This window comes from Lacicoccus alkaliphilus DSM 16010 (assembly GCF_900142805.1).
In the GTDB taxonomy this organism is placed as follows: Bacteria; Bacillota; Bacilli; order Staphylococcales; family Salinicoccaceae; genus Lacicoccus; species Lacicoccus alkaliphilus.
The window spans coordinates 81,175-102,850 of the sequence record NZ_FRCF01000006.1 but is presented as its reverse complement, the minus strand read 5'-3'; the positions used below and the strand labels follow the sequence as shown (position 1 = coordinate 102,850).

Here is a 21,676-nt window from a genome sequence, read left to right as displayed (position 1 = left end):
TTTTTCAATTGCTGATCGGCATGAACCCGCTCCAATTATATGAACAGGTTCAGGTTGCCGTTTTCCGCATCGCCGAGGTAAGTGCCCACGCCGCCGAAATTGACGTTCGGGAGAAGCTCATCTTCGTCGATCGCCATGATATCCATGCTCATCGTGCAGGCGACCATTTTGACGCCGAGTTGATCTGCTTTCTCAATCATTTCAGTGAGCGCGTCGACTTTCTTCTTCTTCATTACATATTGGATCATTTTAGATCCCATTCCGAACATGTTCATGTTGGATATCGGGAGTTTGGAGGCGGATTTCGGCATCATCATGCTGAACGCCTTGTCCAGACCGGATTTATTCTTTTTCGGTGCATTGGGGTCTTTGATGACATTCAAGCCCCAGAAAGTGAAGAACATGGTGACATCTTTGCCCATGCTTTTCGCACCGGTCGCGATGATGAATGAAGCCAGTGCTTTATCCATATCACCGCTGAACACGACCATCGTCGCGCCGTCTTTCGTTTCGACCATCTGATGGCCTTCGCCCTCACTCTTTGTCTTAGGGGCATTTTTCTGCATCACCACTATGACCCTGTCTTCCAATTTTTCATTTTTAAGGACGGAATGCCCTGTCTTGCGGGCCCATGCTTCAATGTCTGTACAAAAACCGAAATCTGTGACAGTGATTTCCATCTGCTGTCCCGGCTCAAGTTCACCCATCACTTCATTGACTTTAAGGAGCGGACCCGGACATTGGAGGCCGCTTGCTTCCACCTTTACCCGATTCGGATCGATTTCAACATGCTCTTCCGAAACGTTTTCAGAAGCCGCTGCGGTTTCCTGTACCCTGTCATATTTCCCAGTGTAGGCAGAGTAGCCTTCTTCAAGGTTCACTGCATCGAAGCCATTGGTCTGCAGTATTTCCACTGCATTTGCACCGCGTTTACCACGTTGGCAGTATACATGGATTTTTCTGTCCTTCGGCAGTTCATCCAGACGGTTTTCAATTTCATTCACGGATACATTGTCTGCCTCGGCAATGTGTCCCATTTCATATTCAAAAGGTTCCCTTACATCCAATAGATATTCGTTTGCTTCGACCAATCGGTCGGCATCATTAATGTGGTACTGAGTCTTTGTGTTACTCATATTGCTAAATCATCCTCCTGTTTTTTAATACCTATAGGGGTATAATATCAGTGCCATTATAATTTGTCAAATACCTATAGGGGTATTTTTTTAAATAAAATAAAAACAGATGGGATCATCTGCTCTTATTCAACAATTCAACTGCTTCTTTGACGAGTGCATCTGTATCTTCATCAGGGTTGTTCATCGTTTCTTTCACGCACTCTACAAGGTTCTCACTGACGATGACGTTCATCGTCCGGTTGAGTGCACTTTTCGCTGCGCTCAATTGGGTCACGACATCTTTGCAGTCTTTGCCTTCTTCTATCATTTTCAATGCACCGTTGATCTGACCCTGAAGACGGTTGATTCTGTTGACGATGGCTTTATCATAAACTGTTTTATCTTCCAGTTTGACCATTTACATCACCTTCTAAAATTATTGATGACGCCACAACGTCATGTACTATATACATTATAGACCCTTTTATCATTTTTGTCAAATACCTATAGGGGTATGTAAATCTCGTCTCCATGCAAGGCGGGACGATTGATTCCGGCTGATACATATCCGGGTGCCATTTAAAATAAGTTAAAGAATTTATGATCTATGCCCAAGCACTTTCATCATACTTTCACATTCGCCCTTTATCATGGCATGAGTGAAGGATGGGAGGAGGAAACAAGATGATCATTACAAACGCCATGATATCGATGGTCACTAACTTGACAAGCTGGATTGCAGGAGGCGGCATATATTACATATTCAATGAAAAGGCCCGTGGCATCAAGCTGAAGCAGATCGAGGAAGTGTCATCTGTTCTCATCAATTTTGTGCTCCTCATCTGGTTATCAAAAGTGGTCCTGAATTTTTCTTCATTCCTGAGCGAGCCTCTGACGATATTGGCATATCCCGGGGCCTCGGATACATTCTATCTGGCTTTCATATTCAGTTCAGTGTGGTTCATGTACCGGTATGGAAGGGATAAGGGGGACAGAGGTGCCCTTATAGAGACTTTTGCAGTCATGTTCCTCCTCTCCTCCATCGTCCATGAAATGATTCAATTGGTGTGGAACGGCAATCCCGATGCTTTTGGCCATATAGTGCTGGCTGCATTGATTTTAATCGTCTTTTTGATTCTGGAGAAAAAAGTCAGTATGAAATATTTGCTCATGGGACTTTTAGCCTTATGGTCCGCGGGCATGATGCTGCTGTCCAGCCTGTATCCCGTGGTGACGGTTTTCGGCTATACGATGCGTCCGGGTTTCTTAGTCCTCTTTTTCATAGTGAGCATCCTCATCATAATTTTTACAGTTGGAAAGGAAGATGAATCATGACAGGTATTGAAGCCGATACGATGTTACTCATAGGAGTCGTCTGGGCAATGGCTGCAGGGGCGCTTTCGTTTCTCTCGCCATGCGTCCTGCCGCTTTTTCCCGCATTCATTTCATATATCACCGGTGTCAGTGTTAAAGAACTGCAGGGAGATAAGAACACAAAACTCAGAAGCCATATACTCAGTCACTCTGTGGTTTTTCTGTTCGGTGTATCTTTCGTATTCATCAGCCTGGGGGCCGGTGCCTCATTTTTGGGGCAATGGGTGCAAAGTCTGCTTCTCGGGGACTCCGGGTTGCTGCTGCAGCGGATTGCAGGAGTCTTCATCCTCGTCATGGGTCTTTTCGTGGGGGGATGGATCAACATTCCTTCTTTGATGAAGGAAAGAAGACTTCAGTATTCAAAGAAATCCGTGGGTTATATAGGGACATTTTTTGTCGGTCTCGGTTTTGCAGCCGGATGGACACCCTGCATCGGACCCATATTCGGTTCGATCCTGCTGCTTGCCGCAAGCGACCCCGGCCAGGGCATGATATATACCGTCATGTATGTCATAGGATTCGCCACACCTTTCATCGTTTTGAGCTTCTTTCTTGGCTCTACACGGTGGATTGTCCGCTATTCAGGAATCATCATGAAAATCGGTGGTGCGGTGATGATTGCCATGGGACTCGTATTGTTTCTCGGCATGATGCCGCGTATTACGGAATTTTTACTCGACCTTGTGGATGGCACATGGTTGGCAAAATTAGGATAACAGGAGGATTTTTATTATGAAGAAAATTATACTGGTGATATTGGTCGTCGGCATGGTCGGATGGGCAGTTTATGAGTTTATAGGAGGATCTTCCGAAGAGGATGCGATCATCGAACAGAACGCATCAGAGGATGTGGGGTTGGCTGAGGGTCAGATGGCACCGGACTTCCTGCTGGAAACGCTCGAGGGGGATGAAGCCAGACTCTCGGAGTTCAGAGGTCAGCCGGTCATCATCAATTTCTGGGCGACATGGTGCCCGCCATGCAGGGCTGAAATGCCCGACTTTCAAGAACTGTATGAATCAGAGGATGTTGAAATCCTGGCAGTGAACCTGACTGAATCAGAACAAAGCGAACAGGGCATAGAGGACTTCATCGATGAACTGGGTTTGACGTTCCCGATTCCTATGGATGTTGAATCGGATGTTTCAGAAATGTACGAAGTACAGGCCTATCCCACTTCATATATAGTCGATTCCGAAGGGAAAGTGCAGTTCGTGGCAAGAGGTGCAATCAATTATGATATTATGCAAAGAGAACTATCCAATATAAACAAACGATTCTTTGATATGAAAAGGTTATGAGGTGTCAATGATGAAACAGAGGATTCTCGTCGTCGAAGATGACAGTATGATAAGAAGATTGATAAAGATCAACCTTGAGAAACATGGTTATGACGTTGTGGAAGCAGCTGACGGGGAAGAAGCAAAAGAGGTGTTCATGGCTGCACACCCATGTCTTGTGATCCTCGATCTGATGCTGCCGAAAGTGAGCGGGGAAGAGTTCTTTCAATGGATCCGGGCCCAGGAACGCAATGAAGTATCTGTCATCATGCTTTCTGCCAAATCAAGGGTGACCGACAAAATCGAAGGGCTTAAGATGGGTGCAGACGATTACATTACAAAGCCGTTTGAGCCGGATGAACTCACCGCCCATGTCGAAGCCGTTTTAAGGCGGACGGGCCAGTTCTGTCAGAAAATTTCTCATGACGGGCTGTGCATCAAGCCGCGTAAAGGGGAGGTACAACTTTACGATACAGATATTTCATTGACGAAACATGAATTCAATCTGCTTTATTTCTTCATGCAGCATCCGAACATCATACACGACAGGGAGACATTGCTTGAACATTTGTACCCTTATGCAGAAATTTCAGTGATGGACCGGACCATTGATGCCCACATCAAGAAACTGAGGGAAAAAATTGAAGAAGATACTTCCAGCCCGCAGCGTATACAAACCGTCCGGGGAATGGGGTATAAATTTGTCGTTCAGTAGAATGATCAGGAAATTTCCGCCGCAGGATTTCCTGTGGCGGCTGTCGACTTTGAACATCATTGTAATCACTGCCGCTATACTTTTAAGCGGACTGGCCATCTACAATACGGCCTGCGCCCTGGTTGGTTCGATGGGCGGCCTGAATGACCTCCAGCAGGCCCGGTTCAATTCGCTCCTCTTCAACTACCTGCTCATCTTCATTTCAGTGACGATCGTCTCCGGCAGCCTGCTCCAGTACTATGTGACGAAAAAGCTGGTCAACCCCGTCCAGAAGCTCATTGAATCCACCAAACAGATGAGGGAGGGGGAGTATCCGGACCCCGTTTCCGTCTCCGCCCGAGGTGAGATTGGGGAACTTGCGGGTCATTTCAACGGATTGGTCGCCCAGCTCAAATCAAATGATGCGGACCGCAATAAACTGGTCTCCGACCTCTCACATGAACTCCGGACGCCCCTCACCAACCTGAATGGCTATTTGAAAGCCCTGAGGGACGGTGATATCCAGGGCGATGAAGAATTGTACGATGCACTGCTGAATGAATCAAAACGCCTCACCGAGATGACCGAGCAGATGGAACTTTTAAAAGAGTGGGGAGAGACGGCGTCGCATCATTATACGAAATTGGATCTCATGAATATTGCAGAACTGACAGAGCAATGTGTGGAGATGTTCCAGCTTGAGCTTGAAAGAAACAATATACCATTGATGACTGACATGGAGGATTACAACTTCAAAATGAATGCCGATGGTGTGCAGCAGGTGGTCACGAACCTGATCGATAATGCGGTGAACCATCATCATGGCACTGCCCCCATAGCAGTGAAGGGCAGGATGCAGAATGGCTTTTATCAAGTGTCGGTCAGCGGACCGGGGCCTCTCATACCTGCAGACGAAAGAGAACGTATATTTGAACGGCTCTACCGCCTCGACACTTCCAGAAACCGCGGTACGGGCGGCAGCGGCCTCGGCCTTGCAATCGTAAAAGAGATCATCAATAAGCATGAGGGTGAAACCGGGGTCTCGTCAGAAGACGGCATCAACACTTTCTGGTTTACAGTGCCCGTAAAATGATTTACAGGCTTAAAACCCCCAAAGTCCGCCATTAGGACTTTGGGGGTTTTATGAACCGCTTCTATTTCTGATACCGCTTCATACTGTTGCGTTTATGGCCGCTGAAGTTGCCTTTCAGCGTCATCGGTGCATCAAGTTCCACCAGGAACAACACGAGGGTTGCATCTTCGTTCAGCTTCACAGTCTTCAATTCGTCAGCACTGCCTGTGATGCCATCGCCCTTATCAAGCGGTTCACCCGAAACTTCAGTGCGCCCGTCCATGACGTACAGCCACGGTGTCATCGACGCCTCGGTTGGAATCCGGATTTCATCGCCCGCTTTGCCATGCAAATCAAATACAGCAACTTCATTGCGCACCACCATCGGCGGATTCATTGATCGGGGACCGGCGATGAGGTTCCACTTGGAATCGGACTTGACTTCCCGCTCCCAAAACTGCACGTCGGGCTGCAGATCTTCTTCTTCAGGACGGATCAGTATCTGCAGCATCTCATTGTCTGCATGCGGTGTCGATTCTTCGTGATGGAACTCGTGTCCTGCATTCATCACCATCAGTCTGTCCGGCGTCAACAGTACTTTGTTGTCCTCTGTATCGCGGTGGAGCATCTCACCTTTGTAAATATAACTCAGTATTTCATCATTATGATGCAGGTGCATCTTTATGAGGTAGTCTTCGGCCAGATGCACATGGTCGAAGCGGCTGAGGGGGCCGAAAGCATAATCTTCACGGGCGAAATCCTGGAAGGCCAGGCCCGGACGCCTCGTACCGACGCGGAAGTCTTCATCACCATACCGGAAATATTGATCGTTTCTTAATATATTCATGCAATCCTCCTTATATCAGGGCATCTTGACAGGAATGGGCAGAGTGGTGAAACTCAGGATGCCACATTCCTTTTATTTTCCACGTACCCTTTTCCGGCACATATCATTCCTTTTTATAATTGACAGGTTCCCCGGCAAGGCGTTCAAATTTGATTGTCCGTACAGCGACGGCACACAATAAAACCCGCATCATCCGGCTTTTGGATGATACGGATGAATGTCCATATATTCAGAGTTCCAGATCCCGGGTGGTGGATTCCCTTATTTCCTGCAGTAGTCCACTGTCTTCGATCAGTGATCGACCGTAGGAAGGGATGATTTCCTGGATTTTCGGCGTCCATTTGTCAATGTATTCGGAAAAGCTCTTCTCGAAGACTTCGAGCGCCGTCGATACCGAGACGGATGCGCCCGGCGACTCCCCGAGCAAAGCGATGACGGAATTGTCCCCGGAATGCACGACTTCTGTTCCAAACTGTATATATCCGCGGCCGTGTGCTTCGGTATCCTTGATGACCTGCACGCGTTTTCCGGCAACATGCAGATCCCAATCCTCATCTTTTGCATCCGGCACGAATTTGCGCAGTTCCTTCATCCGGTCTGCCTTATCCATCATCACCTGCTGGATGGAATATTTGACCAGTGATCCATTTTTCGCACCTGCAGAAAGCATCGTCAGTATATTATTCGATTTAAGGGACCTGAAAAGATCCATATTGGAGCCTTCCTTCAGAAACTTCGGTCCGATCGCTGCAAATGGACCGAACAACAAGCTTGTCTTGTCCTCCAGATAACGCCTGTCGAGGTGGGGCACCGTCATCGGCGGTGTGCCCTTCGGCTCTTTGCCGTATACTTTCGCGTCGTGGCGGTCGACGACTTCCGGGTTGTTGCAGACCAGAAACGTGCCGCTGATCGGAAATCCACCAAGCTGCCGGCTCTCCGGTATGCCCGTCTTCTGCAGCAGCGGGATGGCATGGCCCCCCGCACCGATGAAGATGTGGTCCGCTGTATGATATTCAACCGTATCATTTTCAAGATTCCGCACCTTCACTTCCCACTGGCCGTTCTTCATCTGCCTGAAATCAGCCACTTCATGACGGTAGTGGACTTCGGCATTCTCATGTCCGTTGATATCACCCATCATTTTCCGCGTCAATTCACCAAAGTTGACATCAGTGCCGCCGTCCATCCTGCTTGCCGCAACACGTTCCTCGGCCGCGCGTCCTTCCATCATCAGCGGCATCCATTCTGACAGCACCTCATGATCTTCGGAATACTCCATGCTTTCGAACATCGGAAGCGGGGAGAGTGCTTCATACCGCTTCTTCAGGAAATTCACATTATCTTCGCCATATACAAAACTGATATGGGGCAGGGGACGGATGAAAGCCCGGGGATCATCAATATGTTGATTCCTGACCAGATAGGACCAGAATTGCATCGATATCTCGAACTGTTCATTGATTTCCTTGGCCTTCTCTATATCTACAGAACCGTCTTCCTGTTCGACCGTGTAATTCAGCTCGCATAATGCCGCATGACCCGTGCCGGCGTTATTCTGTCCGTGCGAACTTTCCATTGCCGGTGCATCCAGCCGTTCGAACAATTTGATGTTCCAGTCGGGTTCCACATTTTTCAAAAATGTACCGAATGTTGCGCTCATGATGCCGGCACCGATTAATATGACTTTTTTAGGTTTTGCATTATCCATATTCATCCTTCTTTCCATTTATAACTTTCCTTTGTTTTCCTCATTCTCTTATAAGAGTAAAGTATACCTGTGATGATGGTGAGCAGTATCACCGCAATGATGAGGGTGCCGGCATTGAAACCGATGCTGTTGACCCAAGCATAGCCGATCGCTCCGGCAAAAACGATGTAAAATGCGGTCGGTATCAATAATTTGGTGATGACGGAACCTTCTTTGCCTATCAGGCCTACAGCCGCACTCGCAGCCACCACATTATGGACACAGATCATATTCCCTGCAGCACCACCCACCGCCTGCAGTGAGACGATGACCAGCGGACTCACATCGATCTCATCCGCGACCCCGAACTGGAACAGCCCGAACATCATATTACTGACGGTGTTGCTGCCTGCTGCAAAGGCGCCCAGTCCACCTATGGCAGGGGAGACCAGGGGCCAGCCGTCCCCGAACAATCCTGCAGCCGCATGGGCAAGAATCAGCGGCATCGATTCATATCCCGCATCATTGATGCCCGAGTTGATGAACACCTGAACGAGCGGCACAGAAACGATCAGCGCCGCCATGGCGGACAGGATCGTTTTCCAGGATACTTTAAACGCACTGCCCATCCCTTTGAAATCCACTTTGTGGATGAATCCGGTGGCGATGGCGACCAGGATGAAGACCACCCCCGGGATCATCAACGGTGAGAGGCTGTGGTTGATTCCGGTACCCAATATGTCATCGAATGATATCTGCCATGCGGAAACGATCGCATTCAATCCGAGCGCTTCAATTCTGGTGGCTACGAGGAGCAGTGCCACAAGTACATATGGCAGCCACGCCTTCGACATTGAAATATTCCGGCTTGCGTTCGCTTCAGTTGAAATGTCACTCATCCACGACAACGGCCACTTATCCTGTGACTCGAATTCGAATGTATCCTTCGGCATGAGGAATCCTTTCCTCGCAAGCGGTATGACGATCAGCATTCCAACCAACCCCCCGATGAGTGACGGGAATTCCGGCCCCAGCATGTTTGCAGTCAATGAGTAGGGTATGACGAATGCGAGACCGGCAAAAATGGCGAACGGCCAGACGGCCAGACCTTCGAGGAAGCTTTTGTTCTTCCCGAAGAACCTGGTCAGCATCGCCGACATGAACAGGGGGATGAACAAGCCGATCATCGCATGGAATATGGACACCTGGGCGCCCACGTCGAAAATGAACTGAGATAATTCCATGCCTTCACGCGCCAGGTAATCATTGACCACCGGCTGGTTTTCAACGCTCGTATTGACACCGACCAATATCGGAGTGCCCACGGCACCGTATGACACAGGTGTGGACTGGAGCATCAGTGCGATGATGACGGCAGCGAGTGCCGGAAAACCAAGGGCGATCAGCAACGGCCCGACGATGGTTGCAGGTGCACCCCACCCTGCTGCACCTTCCAGAAATGTACCGAAAAGCCACGCGACGATGATCGCCTGAACCCTCCGGTCCGGTGAAATGCTTGTGAATGAAGAACGGATGGTATCCACGGCACCGCTCACCTTCATCATGTTGAGCAATAACACCGCCCCGAATACGATGACACCGACTTCAAGCGCTGTCATGACCCCTTTTAAAGAAGCAGCGGCGATTTCTATGACGCCCATCTGCCATCCGAAGAAGGCAATTAAAATCGTGAGGATGAAACTGTACAGCATCCCTTTTTTGGCCGACCACCTCAAAATGACCAAAAAGAAAAATATCGATAAAATTGGTAACAGACTTAAAAAGACCAGCATGAAACTCCCCCTTGCTTTCCAAAACTTATGACATCTGGTCATCAGATGACCTAAAGATATATCGAGTATATGTAACCGCTTTCCATATGTCAAGGGGGTCACCTGGACTTTGGCCAGATATTAAAAAATTAGAACATCCTTATATCGGAGGTTCTAATTCATGACGATGCCTTAAATTTTCAGCCGACCTGTTTTTATTGGTTCATTAAGGATCCCCTTCCTCAGTAATGCTCCAGCAGCACATCTTCCACCCCGATGAGATGATTGTACATATGCTTCGCAACCTCTTCTTCATCACCTGCCTGAATGGCTTCGTAAATCAGTTCATGTTCATTATGAATCTTCTGGATGGATTTCTGCTCTTCATACAGCCAGATCCGCCGCGTTTCCTTCATCGTGCGGATCATCGTTTCCGACACATCTTCGAGCAGGGTGACCAGCAGCGGATTGCCCGTCGCTTCCGCGATGCTGATATGAAATTCATAATCCGCCTGTTCACCAAGGTCATTGTTTTCCAGGGCCGCCCACATCTTATCCAGTGCCGCCCTGATTTTCCGGAGGCCTTCCTTACCGGCCTTTTGTGAAGCCGCCCTCGCGCTGCCCACTTCGATGATCTTCCTCAACTCCAAAAGGTTTTCTATATCCGAACGGGTGATGATCTCAAAGTTCTGCTCAAAACCGAGCGGCATCTTTTCCTTGATGAACGACCCCTGGCCATGTTTCACTTCCACGATATCCATGACCCTGAGACTGTTCAACGCTTCCCTGACAGAGGCGGAAGACACCTGATATGTCTTTGCCATATCCGTGATGGAAGGCAGCCTGTCGCCCGGTTTCATCTCACCCGATTTTATATCCGTCATGATGATGTCCACTATTTCTTCATATACTTTTTTCCTTTTTATGCCCATTTCCATCACTTCCGCTAGTCTTATTTAATGTTAATCATAGCATATTCGAATATCATTTTCGGCAGTCCATACGATCATTGCAAGACAGAAGGGATATTATACGGAGAAAGTTGAAAGCTGTAATGATCTGCATGCATCAGCCCCTGGCTGCTTCGGTCCAGGACCCGGCTAAGGCTTGAACAAATGATGCATCACGCTTGATAATATACCCTGAAGGTATATAATCGTTACAAACGGATCATTGAGCATTCCATTCATGACACCGGTCAGTGTTGGACTCTGCTTATGGATAAAGTCATCCTATATTCAAAAATTTGGAGGTATTTAAAATGAAACGGATTACCGCGAAAGAACTCAATCAGAAGTTGACTTCAGGAGAAGAGGTGAACATCATTGACGTCAGGGAAGACAATGAAGTCGCCGAAGGGAAGATCCCGGGTGCAAAACATATCCCGCTGGGCGAACTTGAAGAACGTCTGGACGAAATCGACAAGGACCAACATCATTATGTCACATGCAACGCAGGCAGAAGAGGCAGCAAAGCAAGTGGAATACTTTCCCTTAAAGGCTATGATGTCACGAATATGGAAGACGGCATGTCCAAATGGGAAGGAAAGACAGAATAGCCCCCTCGCCTCACAAGCCTTCAAAATATGAATGTTCAGGAGTGACTCATAATGGATTTGATCACATGGATTTTAATCGCCGTAATCGTCGTATTGATCGCCAGCCGTTTCATGCCGGCGAAGGGCATCACCAATATCAGCGTGGAGGATGCTAAGAGTAAGTTCAATGATAAGGATGTCCAATTCATCGACGTGCGTACGCCGGGTGAGTATAAGGCCAACCACCGTGAACCTTTCAAAAATATTCCACTTCAGAGCCTTTCAGGCAAGGCGGATAAGCTGGATAAGGACAAGGAAGTCGTCGTCATCTGCCAGAGCGGTATGAGAAGTGCGAGAGCTTCAAAAATGCTCAAGAAGATGGGCTTCAACAAGATCTACAATGTCAGGGGCGGAATGAGCAGCTGGTCATAGGCCGATTCAGCCCTGCATGTATCTATTTTTTTGGGATTCATCATTAATTTTAAAACCCGGCCCCCTTATAAGGTGTGACCTCCTAGGTTTACAGATAAAATTTAAAATCTGTAGACTTAGGAGGTTTTTTAATGGTCCGACGCAGAAGTTTTGAGGAGAAACAGGAAATCGTATGTTTAAAAAAGCGTAAGGCCTTCCAATATGAATATTTTTATATTATTCTGTATCTTAATAGTCGATTAATCTAAATGGTTCATCTATTATTAAATGAATAACTTTTTGAATTTTGGATATTTATTTAATAATATGCTTGCTTCATGGTATTTATAAATGCCGTTATGGGACGTATATGATAAAAACATTATTTTAACCGGCAGATAAATGCTTCGGGGGTCCTAGAAGTAAATTCATTTCATATGATCTTTACAATTACTGGCTTAAAACATTGCGATGTTGCTTCTCAATTCATTTCTTTAGTATAAAGAAAGCTGAACTTGATTCTGACCTTCTTTATGGCTCCCTGCCGGTTATTTAAATATAGAAGAACGATAAATAAAAACGAGTGACCTTGAAACATTCAGGAAAATCAGCATGAAAGGCAGGGGGACTATGATTTCTTCGATTGAATTGATTGAAAAAGTGCAGAAGACTTTTGCCACCCAGTATGGCCTCACTTTTTTTCTGACAGACAGTAAAGGGGAAGTGATCACTTCAGCAGAAGATGATCTCATCCTGTGTAAAAGACTGTTGGGAAAAGAGGAGGAGCTTCTGTGTGAAATCCGCTCAATCCTTATGCATAATGAAAGCCTCAGCAAAGCGCTCACTTATGAGATTCAATCAGGTCTGTTTATAATGGCTTCCCCGGTACCTACCGACGAAAGCCCATCCTATTATTTATGGGCGGGTGTTCTGGTGGAAGGAGATAAGGATTCAAAACAACTACTGGATGAAAGCGATCCTGACAGGGAACGCCCCACCCCTATACTGGCCGAGGCGAATAAGGATGAATGGTTGGGACTGATCGAGAAAGTGGCACAAATAGCTTCATTGTGTCTTCGACATGAAGAAGTGACCCCCGTGACCGAAATTTTCACCGACGAGTGGAGAAGTCATATACAGACCACGAAAGACCCGGTCATCGAATTGTTCTCACAAGTGATCGCTGCAGGGGGGGATATTGAGTTCCTGGGCTTGGCTGAACAGACGGGAGAAGATATATATACTATTACAAAAATAAAAGGAGAGGAGGAGGGGGCGCTCCAAGGCGCCCGGTTTCTTGCAGGAGAAGGATTTTTGGGCAGAACCGCCCTGACAGGGGAAAGGTTATACTGGGAAGAAATCTCCGGGGACAGACGCTCCAGACTTTTTTCTTCCCTGGATAAGCAGCCGATGTTCCTCTTTACAGATTTATTGGAAATACATGATGACACACACTCTGTACTATTTGGCGGCAGCTTCACCAAGGGGAGAGTTACCGACTCCACCAAAAACACAGCACAAACGATTGCGACGCTCGTGGAATCCAGCCTGACCATCAAGGGATTGCGCCGGGAGAATTCCCAACAGCTGAGCCGGCTGACTTCACTCATTGATATAGGCAGCCTGATGGCTTCAACACCGGACCCGAGACGCACGATCCTCATTTTACTTGATATAAGCATCAACCTTGTAGAAGGGGCTTTCTCATCCATCGTCATCAAAGACAGGGAAAATGATACAGGCCGGCTGATCACCCGCGGCAATTACAAGGGGGATATCAATGAGTACGTGAAAAGCATAATGGAACGGACTGCCCACCTGTCCCGATTTCCCGCAGGTGAAACCAATGAGCCACAGATTGAAGTGATGCCAAACGGCAGGGAAGTGATTGAATGCCCACTTTCATATGGTCGTGAAATGATGGGAATACTCTCTGTAGCTGTGCCCGGGGCGGGAAACACGGGGATGGAGGAAAACCTCGCTTTTTTGCAGACGCTCTCCATCATCGGAAGTGTCTCACTTCAACTTGCAGAACGGAGTGACAATGGTATACAGGAACAGAAAGCCGAAGCCCTGCATTTGGCAGTGTCCGAGTTCGATGGGGAGGCTTACAGACGCTCGAAGGAAAGCGCTGAACTTGCAGCAGTCATAACCGGCCGGTTGGAGTCTTCTTCAGAAATCGCAAAATCTGTAGTACTGGCATGCCAGCTTTCCTATTACTCACCCTCTTTTGTGCATAAAATGTTTCCTGACAGTGAGGCCGCATCAATAATGGAAACAGGAAATGCCATACTTAATCCAGAAGATTCTTCTGACACAGCTGTAGGGGGATGGGGGACCGCGGGCTACATTTATGCCCTCTGCCTTGTTTATGCCATAAAGCAGAGCACTGAGGATGCAGCCCGCCTGGAAAAAATGGATTCAGAAGTGTTTGAAATATTCTCCTCGCTGGTGAGAACGACTCATGTCACTGAGTCTGAATTCGATTTATCTGATGTCTCCGAAAGCGGGGAAGCCAAGGCGGTCTCCGGGGCAGTCAAAAAGATGAAAAACCTTTCACCAAGGGAACGTGAAGTGCTCATACTTATCTCGGAAGGAAAGACCAATCAGGAAATTGCAGAGTTATTGTACATCAGTACGCATACAGTAAAAAATCATGTCACAAAAATCTTTCATAAGCTTGGTGTATCAGACAGGGCGAATGCCATTTCAAAAGTATATAGGACAATACACTCACATTAGAAGATACGACCTGAGCAAATGGGACCAGAAGCGGATATACTGTTTAATGAAAGCCGGTTATTATTAGGACGCACCCACATTTAAATTATGATATGAGGTACAAAAAAGGTGATTGACACCCAGCTGGGAGGACGATTGCCAGATTAGAGGAGGCGAAGGGATGAATAACAGGATGATCCTCCCTTTACAAATGGAATGTTTGATGTTGTTTCAATCCAATCCACAGTCCACCCATTCGCTCGACGACCTTGCAGTGCGTCTGGGCGAAACCAGAGAGAATTTGGAACCGGTCATCGCCCTGTTTAAGAAGCAGGGCATCATTGAACAGCTTCAAGGACCCGGGGATGATCTTTACCGTTATCGGGAGCCGGAAGCATCCACAGAGTTTGAAATTGGCCCATGACAAATGAAATTGTAAAACGTCTAAAAGACAGGGAATGTGAACACATTCCCTGTCTTTTTACATTCGTCCCCGAGAAATACACCCAGATTCATGCCGGTAGGACTCCACTCCTACCTTTATAGGAAGATGTTCTTACTCGGACGCCTGCATCTCAAAATAAGAATGATGGGGGATATCTCCATAGCAATTTTAAAGACATACTATTAATTGTAAACCGCACAGCAAAACGCTGGGGCACCAAAGGAGACTTCATTCAGATGCAGCTGATCAATTGTACAACAGGTAGCGTCATCGCAAGTGATATAAAGCAGGCACATGATTTTTGGTCCAGGTTCAAAGGACTTATGTTCAAAAAGGACATGAGCCCGGATGCAGCACTTCATCTTCAGCCCTGCAGTTCAATACATACTTTCTTCATGAAATTCGATATTGATGTCATCTATGTAAATGAAGAAAACGAAGTGGTCGGAATTGAAAAGTGCCTGAAACCAGGAAAGATTGGCGGAAGGTTCAAAAAAGCCCGTTCGGTCATCGAATTGCCTGCAGGAACGCTTGGAAATGAAATCTCAACTGGTGACACCATCGGGTTTGTTTAACGGATATCGCACTGTAACTTGGAAGCACGCCAATATAATTGAGGAGGAAATACATATGATGAATTTCATTAACGGTTTATTTTTAGAAGAAGAAGGACAGGGCATGACGGAATACGGTCTGATTTTGGGAATGCTCGTTGTCGTAATCGTCGTTGCTTTTGCACTGCTTACAGATCAATTCACTGCTATTTTTCAAAATATCGTCGACTCGATAACAGGCGCAATCGGTGGCGCTTAAGACACCTTAAGCACTTCTTCTGCAGACCCATATTCGTTGATGGGTCTGTTTTTTTATAAAAAGATTGAATGGAAGGATGAGGATGTATGCTGATTAATATCTTTTTGATTGTCGTCCTTGCAGTCTGTGTAGTCACAGATCTCCGCAAAAGGAAAATATACAACAAAGTAATATTCCCCTCGCTGTTGATTGCATTTGGTATGAACATCGCAATTGAAGGTATCAGTGGCCTCGGCGAATCTTTACTCGGATTTGCTGCTGGATTTGCACTTCTGCTCATCCCTTATATTCTGGGCGGGATGGGAGCAGGTGATGTCAAACTGCTCGGCCTAATCGGCGCACTCAAAGGCAGTGGCTTTGTTCTGGAATCGTTCATATATACGGCAGTCATCGGAGCGATGCTCGCAATTTTAGTCATTGTGATGCGTGGCGGCTTCAAAAAATCACTTGGCGTAGGCATGCCTTACGGAGTCGCTATTGCTGGAGGCGCCGCCATGGCACTCCTGATGGATGTGGAGTTTTTATGATGAAACGTGAGAGTGGCCAATCGACTGTGGAATTCGCGATTCTTGTGCCCCTTATCTTTTTTCTGCTCATCGGTGTTGTCGATTTCGGGCGGGCCGTCCATTCCCAGCTGCAGTTGGAACTCGTGACCCAGGACGCAGCACGCATGGCGGGTCTTGGGGAGTCGGATGAGATGGTGAGGTCCTATGCAATCGACAATTTTAATGCAGGTGATGCATCACAACTCAGCGTAAGTGTGTCTCCGGCAGGAGAAAAAGACCCGGGAACTTATGTCACCGTGGAAATCACCTACCCTGAGCAGATTTTCAATCCGCTTGGGGACTATGCCATTCCTTTCACGGTGAAAACAAGTTCGACGACGAGGGTGGAGTGATGGAATGAGATTCTTTTTAAAAAAGGAGGAGGGAAACGCCTTTCTCCTCATGATACTCGGTATGATGCTCGCACTTGCAATGCTTGGCCTTGTCGTCGATGGAGGACAACTCTACATCACAAAAAGCCACTTGCAGAAGACGGCAAATGCTGCAGCACTTTCAGGAGCGCAGGAACTGCCCAACTCGAGTGGGAAGGTGAACCAGGTAGTGGATGAAATCCTCACAAGTCACGGGGAATCCGACAGTCTCCTCTTCTCCAATATGGAAGGTGACACCCAACTCCATGTCGGAGTCGGACGGGAAGTCCCTCTCTTCTTTTCATCATTGTTTGGACTCAACAGCGTAATGATCGGTGCTGATGCAAAAGCCGGATTGCACGCCATGACGGCAGGCGTTGGTACTGTGCCGCTGGGGTTGGATGAATCGATGGAGATCGTCTATGGGGACACCTATACATTGAAGGTGGATGCAGGAGATTCCGAGACGGGGAACTTCGGCATACTGGCATTGGATGGCCCTGGAGCGAAATCATATGGGGAATCCCTCAAATATGGCTTTGATGAAAAACTCAAAGTAGGGGATGTCATCAACACCCAGACCGGCAACATCGCTGGAGCAACCAGAGAAGGCGTCAACTACAGAATAAACAACTGTCCTTATCCGGCTGGAGACTACCAACAGCGGGACTGTTCGAGGATCATGCTGATCCCGGTATACAAACCGCTGGGTGATGGTGGGAAACAAGTCAAAAGTGTGGAAATAACAGGGTTTGCCTATTTTTATCTTGCTAATCCGATGGACTCGAATGATGACTCGATCAGCGGCATCTTCATCAAGAGGGTCGGAGCGGGAGAATCAGATTCAGACGCACCACTGGACCGTGGTGCATACACGATTAAATTGACACGGTAGGTGGAATGTAATGAAACCGAAAAAAATATTGATGCTGGCGATACTGTCCGGGTTGCTCACGACAGGCGCCTTCTACATATTCATGCAGCAGACTGGCGCGACCGAGACGGAGCAGCCTGTGATGACCCAGGTGGTTGCTGTCGCTGTGGATATCGAAGAGAACATGCAGCTTACAGAGGAAAACCTTAAAATGATTGAAGTGCGCGAATCGGAAATGCATCCTTCCGCGATCAGGGACAAAAGTAAAGCGATCGGGGAATACACAAACGCATCACTTGCTTCGGGTGAAGTGTTGCTCACTCAGCGCATCGAACAGGAGGAGCAGGCGGATATGGTATCCAAAAAAGTGGCTGAGGGGTACAGGGCTGTATCGGTCAGTGTGGACTATGTAAAATCTGTATCCAACATGATCGAACCCGGAGACCGGGTGGATGTGGTACTTTCAGCATCCGATGAGGGATCGGAAGCAGGGCCTCCTGCAGAAATAATATTTTCGGATGTGAATGTGCTGGCAGTCGGTCAGCGCATGAGTGAAAAGGCAGAAGGTGAAGCTGCAGCGGAATATGTAGCTGTGACGCTGGAAATGACACAGGAAGATGCGGTCGGTGTCGTCGATGCGAGTGGACGGGGCAGTCTGCAGCTGATTTTGAGCAGCAGATTGAAGACTGCTGAAGATATCGTTGAAGGAAAAGCTGAAGCTTCGGAAATGCCGGCAGACGAATCCGAATCCCAAAGCGAAGAGGCATCCGAAAACGCGTCTGAAACATCGGATTCACCGGATATGATCGTGCTCCCTGAGCGGGCACACGTCAGAAGCGGCCCTTCCCTTGAAGCCGATGTGCTTACAGTGGTGGATGCAGGGGACACCCTCGTCACGAAGAACGAAGAAGAGACTGATATCGACGGCCGTGTCTGGATGCATGTGGAAACGAAATCGGGACATCAGGGCTGGATCAGCAGCCGTATAATTAAGCTTGAGAATGAATGATATAAGAAAGGTGTGGTGGCTATGACCGCTGAAATCATATTGGTGGCAAGTGCAGTGGGCGGTGCGGGCAAAACTGTCGTTGCGACGAACCTCGCCCTGACGATGCAGGCTCAGGGGAAGCGTACGATACTTGTGGATGGCGATCTGCAATTCGGTGATATGGCGCTGGCACTCGATCTGACACCCGGCATCAGCATCAAGGAAGCAGTTGAACGCAATGATTTTAAGAATATCCATACATTCTGCACAATGCACGCTTCAGGCGTGAAGCTGCTTCCTGCACCGATGCGCCCGGAGTATGCTGACCTCGTGGATGCAGAGGACCTCTCCCTGGCAATTAGAAATTTGAAATCCCAGGCCGAGTTGATCATCGTGGAAACGCACCATGGACTGACTGAACAGAATATGGTGCTGATGGATATGGCTGATCATATCATGGTCGTTACAACACCGGGCATCGCTGCCCTGAAGAATACGCGCCTCATGGTGGAGACGCTTGATGCACTCGGTCATGGGAAGAAGACCAATCTTATTGTCAATAAATATACCATTCCCACATTGATGGAAACGAAGAAATTACATGACCATCTGAAGATGACACAGGAGAAGGTATTCCACCTGCCTTATGCATTGAAAGAAATATCCTATTCACTGGACCGTGGTGCCCCTTTTGTAACAAGCAGACCGAGACACCGTTTTTCGAAAAGCATCAGGAAGATCTCCAATCATCTTAACGGGATGAAAGCCAGAAAGCAGGTGATTGAAGTATGAGCCTTTTAGCCAGACTACAGACAAAAGGTGATAATGACATCAGTTCTGACAAAAATGCTCCGATGGACGTCATACCATTAGACCAGACAGATGCTGGCCCACCTCCAATAAAGCAGGAAAAAGTGGGAAAGCCGGTGCCTAAAACCATCAATGAACCTGATGCTGAATACTTGGAGCTGAAAAATCTGACACTGAAGTTCATCCTGAAAGAACGCAAGGATGAGGATATTGAGGACATCGTCCTGGACATGGATGAAATCATCCAGGATATCCTCCAGGAGAATGACCATATCCAGAATATCAGGAACATCGAGAAACTGAAGGCTGAACTGAATAATGATCTGACAGGCTATGGTCCGATCAACCCACTGCTTCTGGACGAAGATGTCTCGGAGGTGATGGTCAATGGACCGAAACACGTCTATGCGGAACGCAAGGGGAAATTATCCTTGACGGATGTCACTTTCAGGGATGATGACCATGTCATGGCGGTACTTGAAAAAATTCTCTCGCCGCTTGGAAGGAGGGTGGATGAAAGCAGCCCGATGGTGGATGCCCGACTGAAGGACGGTTCGCGTGTCAATGCAATCATTCCCCCGCTTGCACTTGGAGGGCCGACAATCACAATCAGGAAATTTGCGAAAGACCCATTTACGATACATGACCTCATCCGCTTCGGTACATTGACCGAAGAGATGGCAGCATTCATCCAGGCCTGTGTGGAAGGCAAACTCAATATTTTCGTGAGCGGTGGTACGGGTTCCGGCAAGACGACGACATTGAATGTATTATCTTCTTTCATTTCCAATGAAGACCGTATCGTGACCATTGAAGATGCAGCTGAACTACAACTTGGCCAGGAACATGTGGTCTCGCTCGAAACACGGCCGGCAAACATCGAAGGTACAGGCGCCGTCTCTATCAGGGACCTGGTAAGGAACTCCCTCCGTATGCGTCCGGACCGTATCGTCATTGGTGAGGTGCGGAGTGGAGAGGCCCTCGACATGCTTCAGGCGATGAACACCGGACATGACGGCTCACTCGCAACGGGTCACTCGAACAGTCCGCGTGATATGGTGTCGCGGCTTGAAACGATGGTGCTTATGGCCGGCATGGATTTGCCGATCAAGGCCATCCGTGAGCAGATTGCTGGTGCCCTGCATGTCATCATTCAGCAGAGCAGGCTCAACGATGGGACGAGGCGGATCACCAGCATTACGGAAGTGCAGAGTATGGAAGGGGATGTCATCGTTCTGCAGGATATATTCATCTTCAAGCAAAGCGGTATCAGTGAGGATGGAAAGATCATCGGTAAGCTGATGCCAACAGGCATCCGTCCCCAATTCTACGAAAAACTTGAACAGGAAGGTATCCAGATGCCTGCTGCCCTATTCATGGAGAAGGAGTGATTGAATGGAAGTCATTATGATAACAGGTACTTTCATGACCATCTTTCTCACTTTTATGGCTGTCTCAGCTGCCAGAACCCCGGCAGATGTGCAATCAGGAGAACTCTTCTCCTTGAAAGTCAGCCTGAAGAACAGCAATACCGCCCTTAAAAATCTGCTTGTCAAAAGAGGGAAGAAGAGCAGGAAGCGTGAAATCCTGGAAAATGAACTCACTGCAGCGGGTGTGTTGATGAAGGTGGAAGAGTTCACTGCTTTCAGGGTGATGGCCTTCATTATAGCCGGCGGCATATTATACATGACTTCAAACAATTTCATCCTGGCCGTCATGGGGGCACTTTTCGGATACTTCGTGCCGCGCATTCTCCTTGAAAGAAAGAAGCGCAATCGCATTAAGCAATTCAATGAAGCACTTCCCGGAATGATCACTTCAATCAGCGGTTCTCTGAGAGCGGGATTCAGTCTGCTTCAGGCACTTCAGATGGTCGAGGAGGAGTCATATTCCCCCATGAAGGAAGAAGTTCAGTATGTGTTGAAGACGCTCCAGTATGGGACAAGACTGGAAGATGCTCTCGTTGACTGGAAGCGCCGGATGCCGAGTGCGGAACTCGATATGCTGGTCGAATCCATAATGATTCAGCGGCAGGTCGGGGGGAACCTCGTATATCTCCTTGATAAGATACTGGAGACGATCCGTGAACGGACGAAGATAGAGAACCAGCTCCGTACGCTGACTGCGCAGGGGAAACTTTCAGGTCTGATCATCGGATTGCTTCCGGTGGTTGTCGGCATACTGCTCTATATCATCAACCCCGAATATATGAGTCTGCTTGTCACTGAACCGATTGGACGCATACTGCTTATCGGAGCGCTCGTCTCTGAACTGATCGGTTTCGTGTTCATCCGTAAAATGACTATGATAGAGGTGTAG

Annotated in this window: 24 protein-coding genes; 18 read left to right on the top strand and 6 right to left on the bottom strand. The window is 47.8% G+C overall.

What is annotated here, in order from left to right; translation table 11 throughout:
- Positions 1–35: 35 nt before the first annotated feature.
- Positions 36–1,136, bottom strand: a complete 1,101-nt coding sequence (locus BUA12_RS08430) for a DsrE/DsrF/DrsH-like family protein (RefSeq protein WP_072710159.1) — start codon at positions 1,134–1,136, stop codon at positions 36–38.
- 115 nt (positions 1,137–1,251) lie between these two features.
- Complete coding sequence (locus tag BUA12_RS08425) at positions 1,252–1,536, bottom strand: metal-sensitive transcriptional regulator (RefSeq protein WP_072710158.1); 285 nt, start codon at positions 1,534–1,536, stop codon at positions 1,252–1,254.
- 266 nt (positions 1,537–1,802) lie between these two features.
- On the opposite strand from BUA12_RS08425, the gene BUA12_RS08420 reads away from it, so the two are divergent.
- The 5 genes from BUA12_RS08420 to BUA12_RS08400 are packed head-to-tail and all read left to right on the top strand — an operon-like array spanning position 1,803 to position 5,557.
- Positions 1,803–2,453 carry a hypothetical protein gene (locus tag BUA12_RS08420; RefSeq protein WP_072710157.1) on the top strand — a complete coding sequence of 217 codons (651 nt, stop codon included), beginning with the start codon at positions 1,803–1,805 and terminating at the stop codon, positions 2,451–2,453.
- Complete coding sequence (locus BUA12_RS08415) at positions 2,450–3,208, top strand: cytochrome c biogenesis CcdA family protein (RefSeq protein ID WP_072710156.1); 759 nt, start codon at positions 2,450–2,452, stop codon at positions 3,206–3,208. The genes BUA12_RS08420 and BUA12_RS08415 overlap by 4 nt, the downstream gene beginning before the upstream one ends.
- A gap of 16 nt (positions 3,209–3,224) precedes the next feature.
- Positions 3,225–3,791: a TlpA family protein disulfide reductase gene (locus BUA12_RS08410; RefSeq protein WP_072710155.1), complete on the top strand. Its 567-nt coding sequence runs from the start codon at positions 3,225–3,227 to the stop codon at positions 3,789–3,791.
- Between the two features lie 10 nt (positions 3,792–3,801).
- On the top strand, positions 3,802–4,485 hold the full coding sequence (locus BUA12_RS08405) for a response regulator transcription factor (protein WP_084670062.1): 684 nt from the start codon (positions 3,802–3,804) through the stop codon (positions 4,483–4,485).
- Complete coding sequence (locus BUA12_RS08400) at positions 4,472–5,557, top strand: sensor histidine kinase (RefSeq protein ID WP_245772784.1); 1,086 nt, start codon at positions 4,472–4,474, stop codon at positions 5,555–5,557. The genes BUA12_RS08405 and BUA12_RS08400 overlap by 14 nt, the downstream gene beginning before the upstream one ends.
- A 61-nt stretch (positions 5,558–5,618) precedes the next feature.
- On the opposite strand, the gene BUA12_RS08395 is transcribed toward BUA12_RS08400, so the two are convergent.
- The 4 genes from BUA12_RS08395 to BUA12_RS08380 form a co-directional block, all read right to left on the bottom strand.
- Positions 5,619–6,383: a pirin family protein gene (locus tag BUA12_RS08395; protein WP_072710152.1), complete on the bottom strand. Its 765-nt coding sequence runs from the start codon at positions 6,381–6,383 to the stop codon at positions 5,619–5,621.
- Between the two features lie 229 nt (positions 6,384–6,612).
- Positions 6,613–8,091, bottom strand: coding sequence for a malate dehydrogenase (quinone) (gene mqo, locus BUA12_RS08390; RefSeq protein ID WP_072710178.1), 1,479 nt, complete (start codon positions 8,089–8,091; stop codon positions 6,613–6,615).
- Positions 8,092–8,093: 2 nt separating this feature from the next.
- Positions 8,094–9,863: an L-lactate permease gene (locus BUA12_RS08385; protein WP_072710151.1), complete on the bottom strand. Its 1,770-nt coding sequence runs from the start codon at positions 9,861–9,863 to the stop codon at positions 8,094–8,096.
- 221 nt (positions 9,864–10,084) lie between these two features.
- Complete coding sequence (locus BUA12_RS08380; protein ID WP_072710150.1) at positions 10,085–10,774, bottom strand: FadR/GntR family transcriptional regulator; 690 nt, start codon at positions 10,772–10,774, stop codon at positions 10,085–10,087.
- Between the two features lie 329 nt (positions 10,775–11,103).
- On the opposite strand from BUA12_RS08380, the gene BUA12_RS08375 reads away from it, so the two are divergent.
- The 13 genes from BUA12_RS08375 (at position 11,104) to BUA12_RS08315 (ending at position 21,676) form a co-directional block, all read left to right on the top strand.
- Positions 11,104–11,400, top strand: a complete 297-nt coding sequence (locus BUA12_RS08375; protein ID WP_072710149.1) for a rhodanese-like domain-containing protein — start codon at positions 11,104–11,106, stop codon at positions 11,398–11,400.
- 51 nt (positions 11,401–11,451) lie between these two features.
- Entirely contained in the window at positions 11,452–11,811 is a 360-nt protein-coding gene (locus tag BUA12_RS08370) for a rhodanese-like domain-containing protein (RefSeq protein WP_072710148.1), read from the top strand.
- 609 nt (positions 11,812–12,420) lie between these two features.
- On the top strand, positions 12,421–14,532 hold the full coding sequence (locus BUA12_RS13195) for a LuxR C-terminal-related transcriptional regulator (RefSeq protein ID WP_245772783.1): 2,112 nt from the start codon (positions 12,421–12,423) through the stop codon (positions 14,530–14,532).
- A gap of 160 nt (positions 14,533–14,692) precedes the next feature.
- On the top strand, positions 14,693–14,935 hold the full coding sequence (locus BUA12_RS08360; RefSeq protein WP_072710146.1) for a hypothetical protein: 243 nt from the start codon (positions 14,693–14,695) through the stop codon (positions 14,933–14,935).
- A 257-nt stretch (positions 14,936–15,192) separates the two neighbouring features.
- On the top strand, positions 15,193–15,531 hold the full coding sequence (locus BUA12_RS08355; protein WP_072710145.1) for a DUF192 domain-containing protein: 339 nt from the start codon (positions 15,193–15,195) through the stop codon (positions 15,529–15,531).
- A gap of 55 nt (positions 15,532–15,586) precedes the next feature.
- Positions 15,587–15,769 carry a Flp family type IVb pilin gene (locus BUA12_RS08350; protein ID WP_072710144.1) on the top strand — a complete coding sequence of 61 codons (183 nt, stop codon included), beginning with the start codon at positions 15,587–15,589 and terminating at the stop codon, positions 15,767–15,769.
- Between the two features lie 86 nt (positions 15,770–15,855).
- Positions 15,856–16,296, top strand: coding sequence for an A24 family peptidase (locus tag BUA12_RS08345; protein ID WP_072710143.1), 441 nt, complete (start codon positions 15,856–15,858; stop codon positions 16,294–16,296).
- Positions 16,296–16,667: a TadE/TadG family type IV pilus assembly protein gene (locus BUA12_RS08340; RefSeq protein ID WP_245772782.1), complete on the top strand. Its 372-nt coding sequence runs from the start codon at positions 16,296–16,298 to the stop codon at positions 16,665–16,667. Before BUA12_RS08345 ends, BUA12_RS08340 begins: the two co-directional genes overlap by 1 nt.
- Before the next feature lie 4 nt (positions 16,668–16,671).
- Positions 16,672–17,580, top strand: coding sequence for a pilus assembly protein TadG-related protein (locus BUA12_RS08335; RefSeq protein ID WP_072710141.1), 909 nt, complete (start codon positions 16,672–16,674; stop codon positions 17,578–17,580).
- Between the two features lie 10 nt (positions 17,581–17,590).
- The gene (gene cpaB / locus BUA12_RS08330; RefSeq protein WP_072710140.1) at positions 17,591–18,568 is read left to right on the top strand and encodes a Flp pilus assembly protein CpaB; all 978 of its coding nucleotides are present in this window, start codon (positions 17,591–17,593) and stop codon (positions 18,566–18,568) included.
- 21 nt (positions 18,569–18,589) lie between these two features.
- Positions 18,590–19,339 carry a CpaE/TadZ family protein gene (locus BUA12_RS08325; RefSeq protein WP_072710139.1) on the top strand — a complete coding sequence of 250 codons (750 nt, stop codon included), beginning with the start codon at positions 18,590–18,592 and terminating at the stop codon, positions 19,337–19,339.
- A gap of 134 nt (positions 19,340–19,473) precedes the next feature.
- On the top strand, positions 19,474–20,748 hold the full coding sequence (locus BUA12_RS08320; protein ID WP_245772781.1) for a TadA family conjugal transfer-associated ATPase: 1,275 nt from the start codon (positions 19,474–19,476) through the stop codon (positions 20,746–20,748).
- Between the two features lie 4 nt (positions 20,749–20,752).
- Positions 20,753–21,676, top strand: coding sequence for a type II secretion system F family protein (locus tag BUA12_RS08315; RefSeq protein ID WP_072710137.1), 924 nt, complete (start codon positions 20,753–20,755; stop codon positions 21,674–21,676).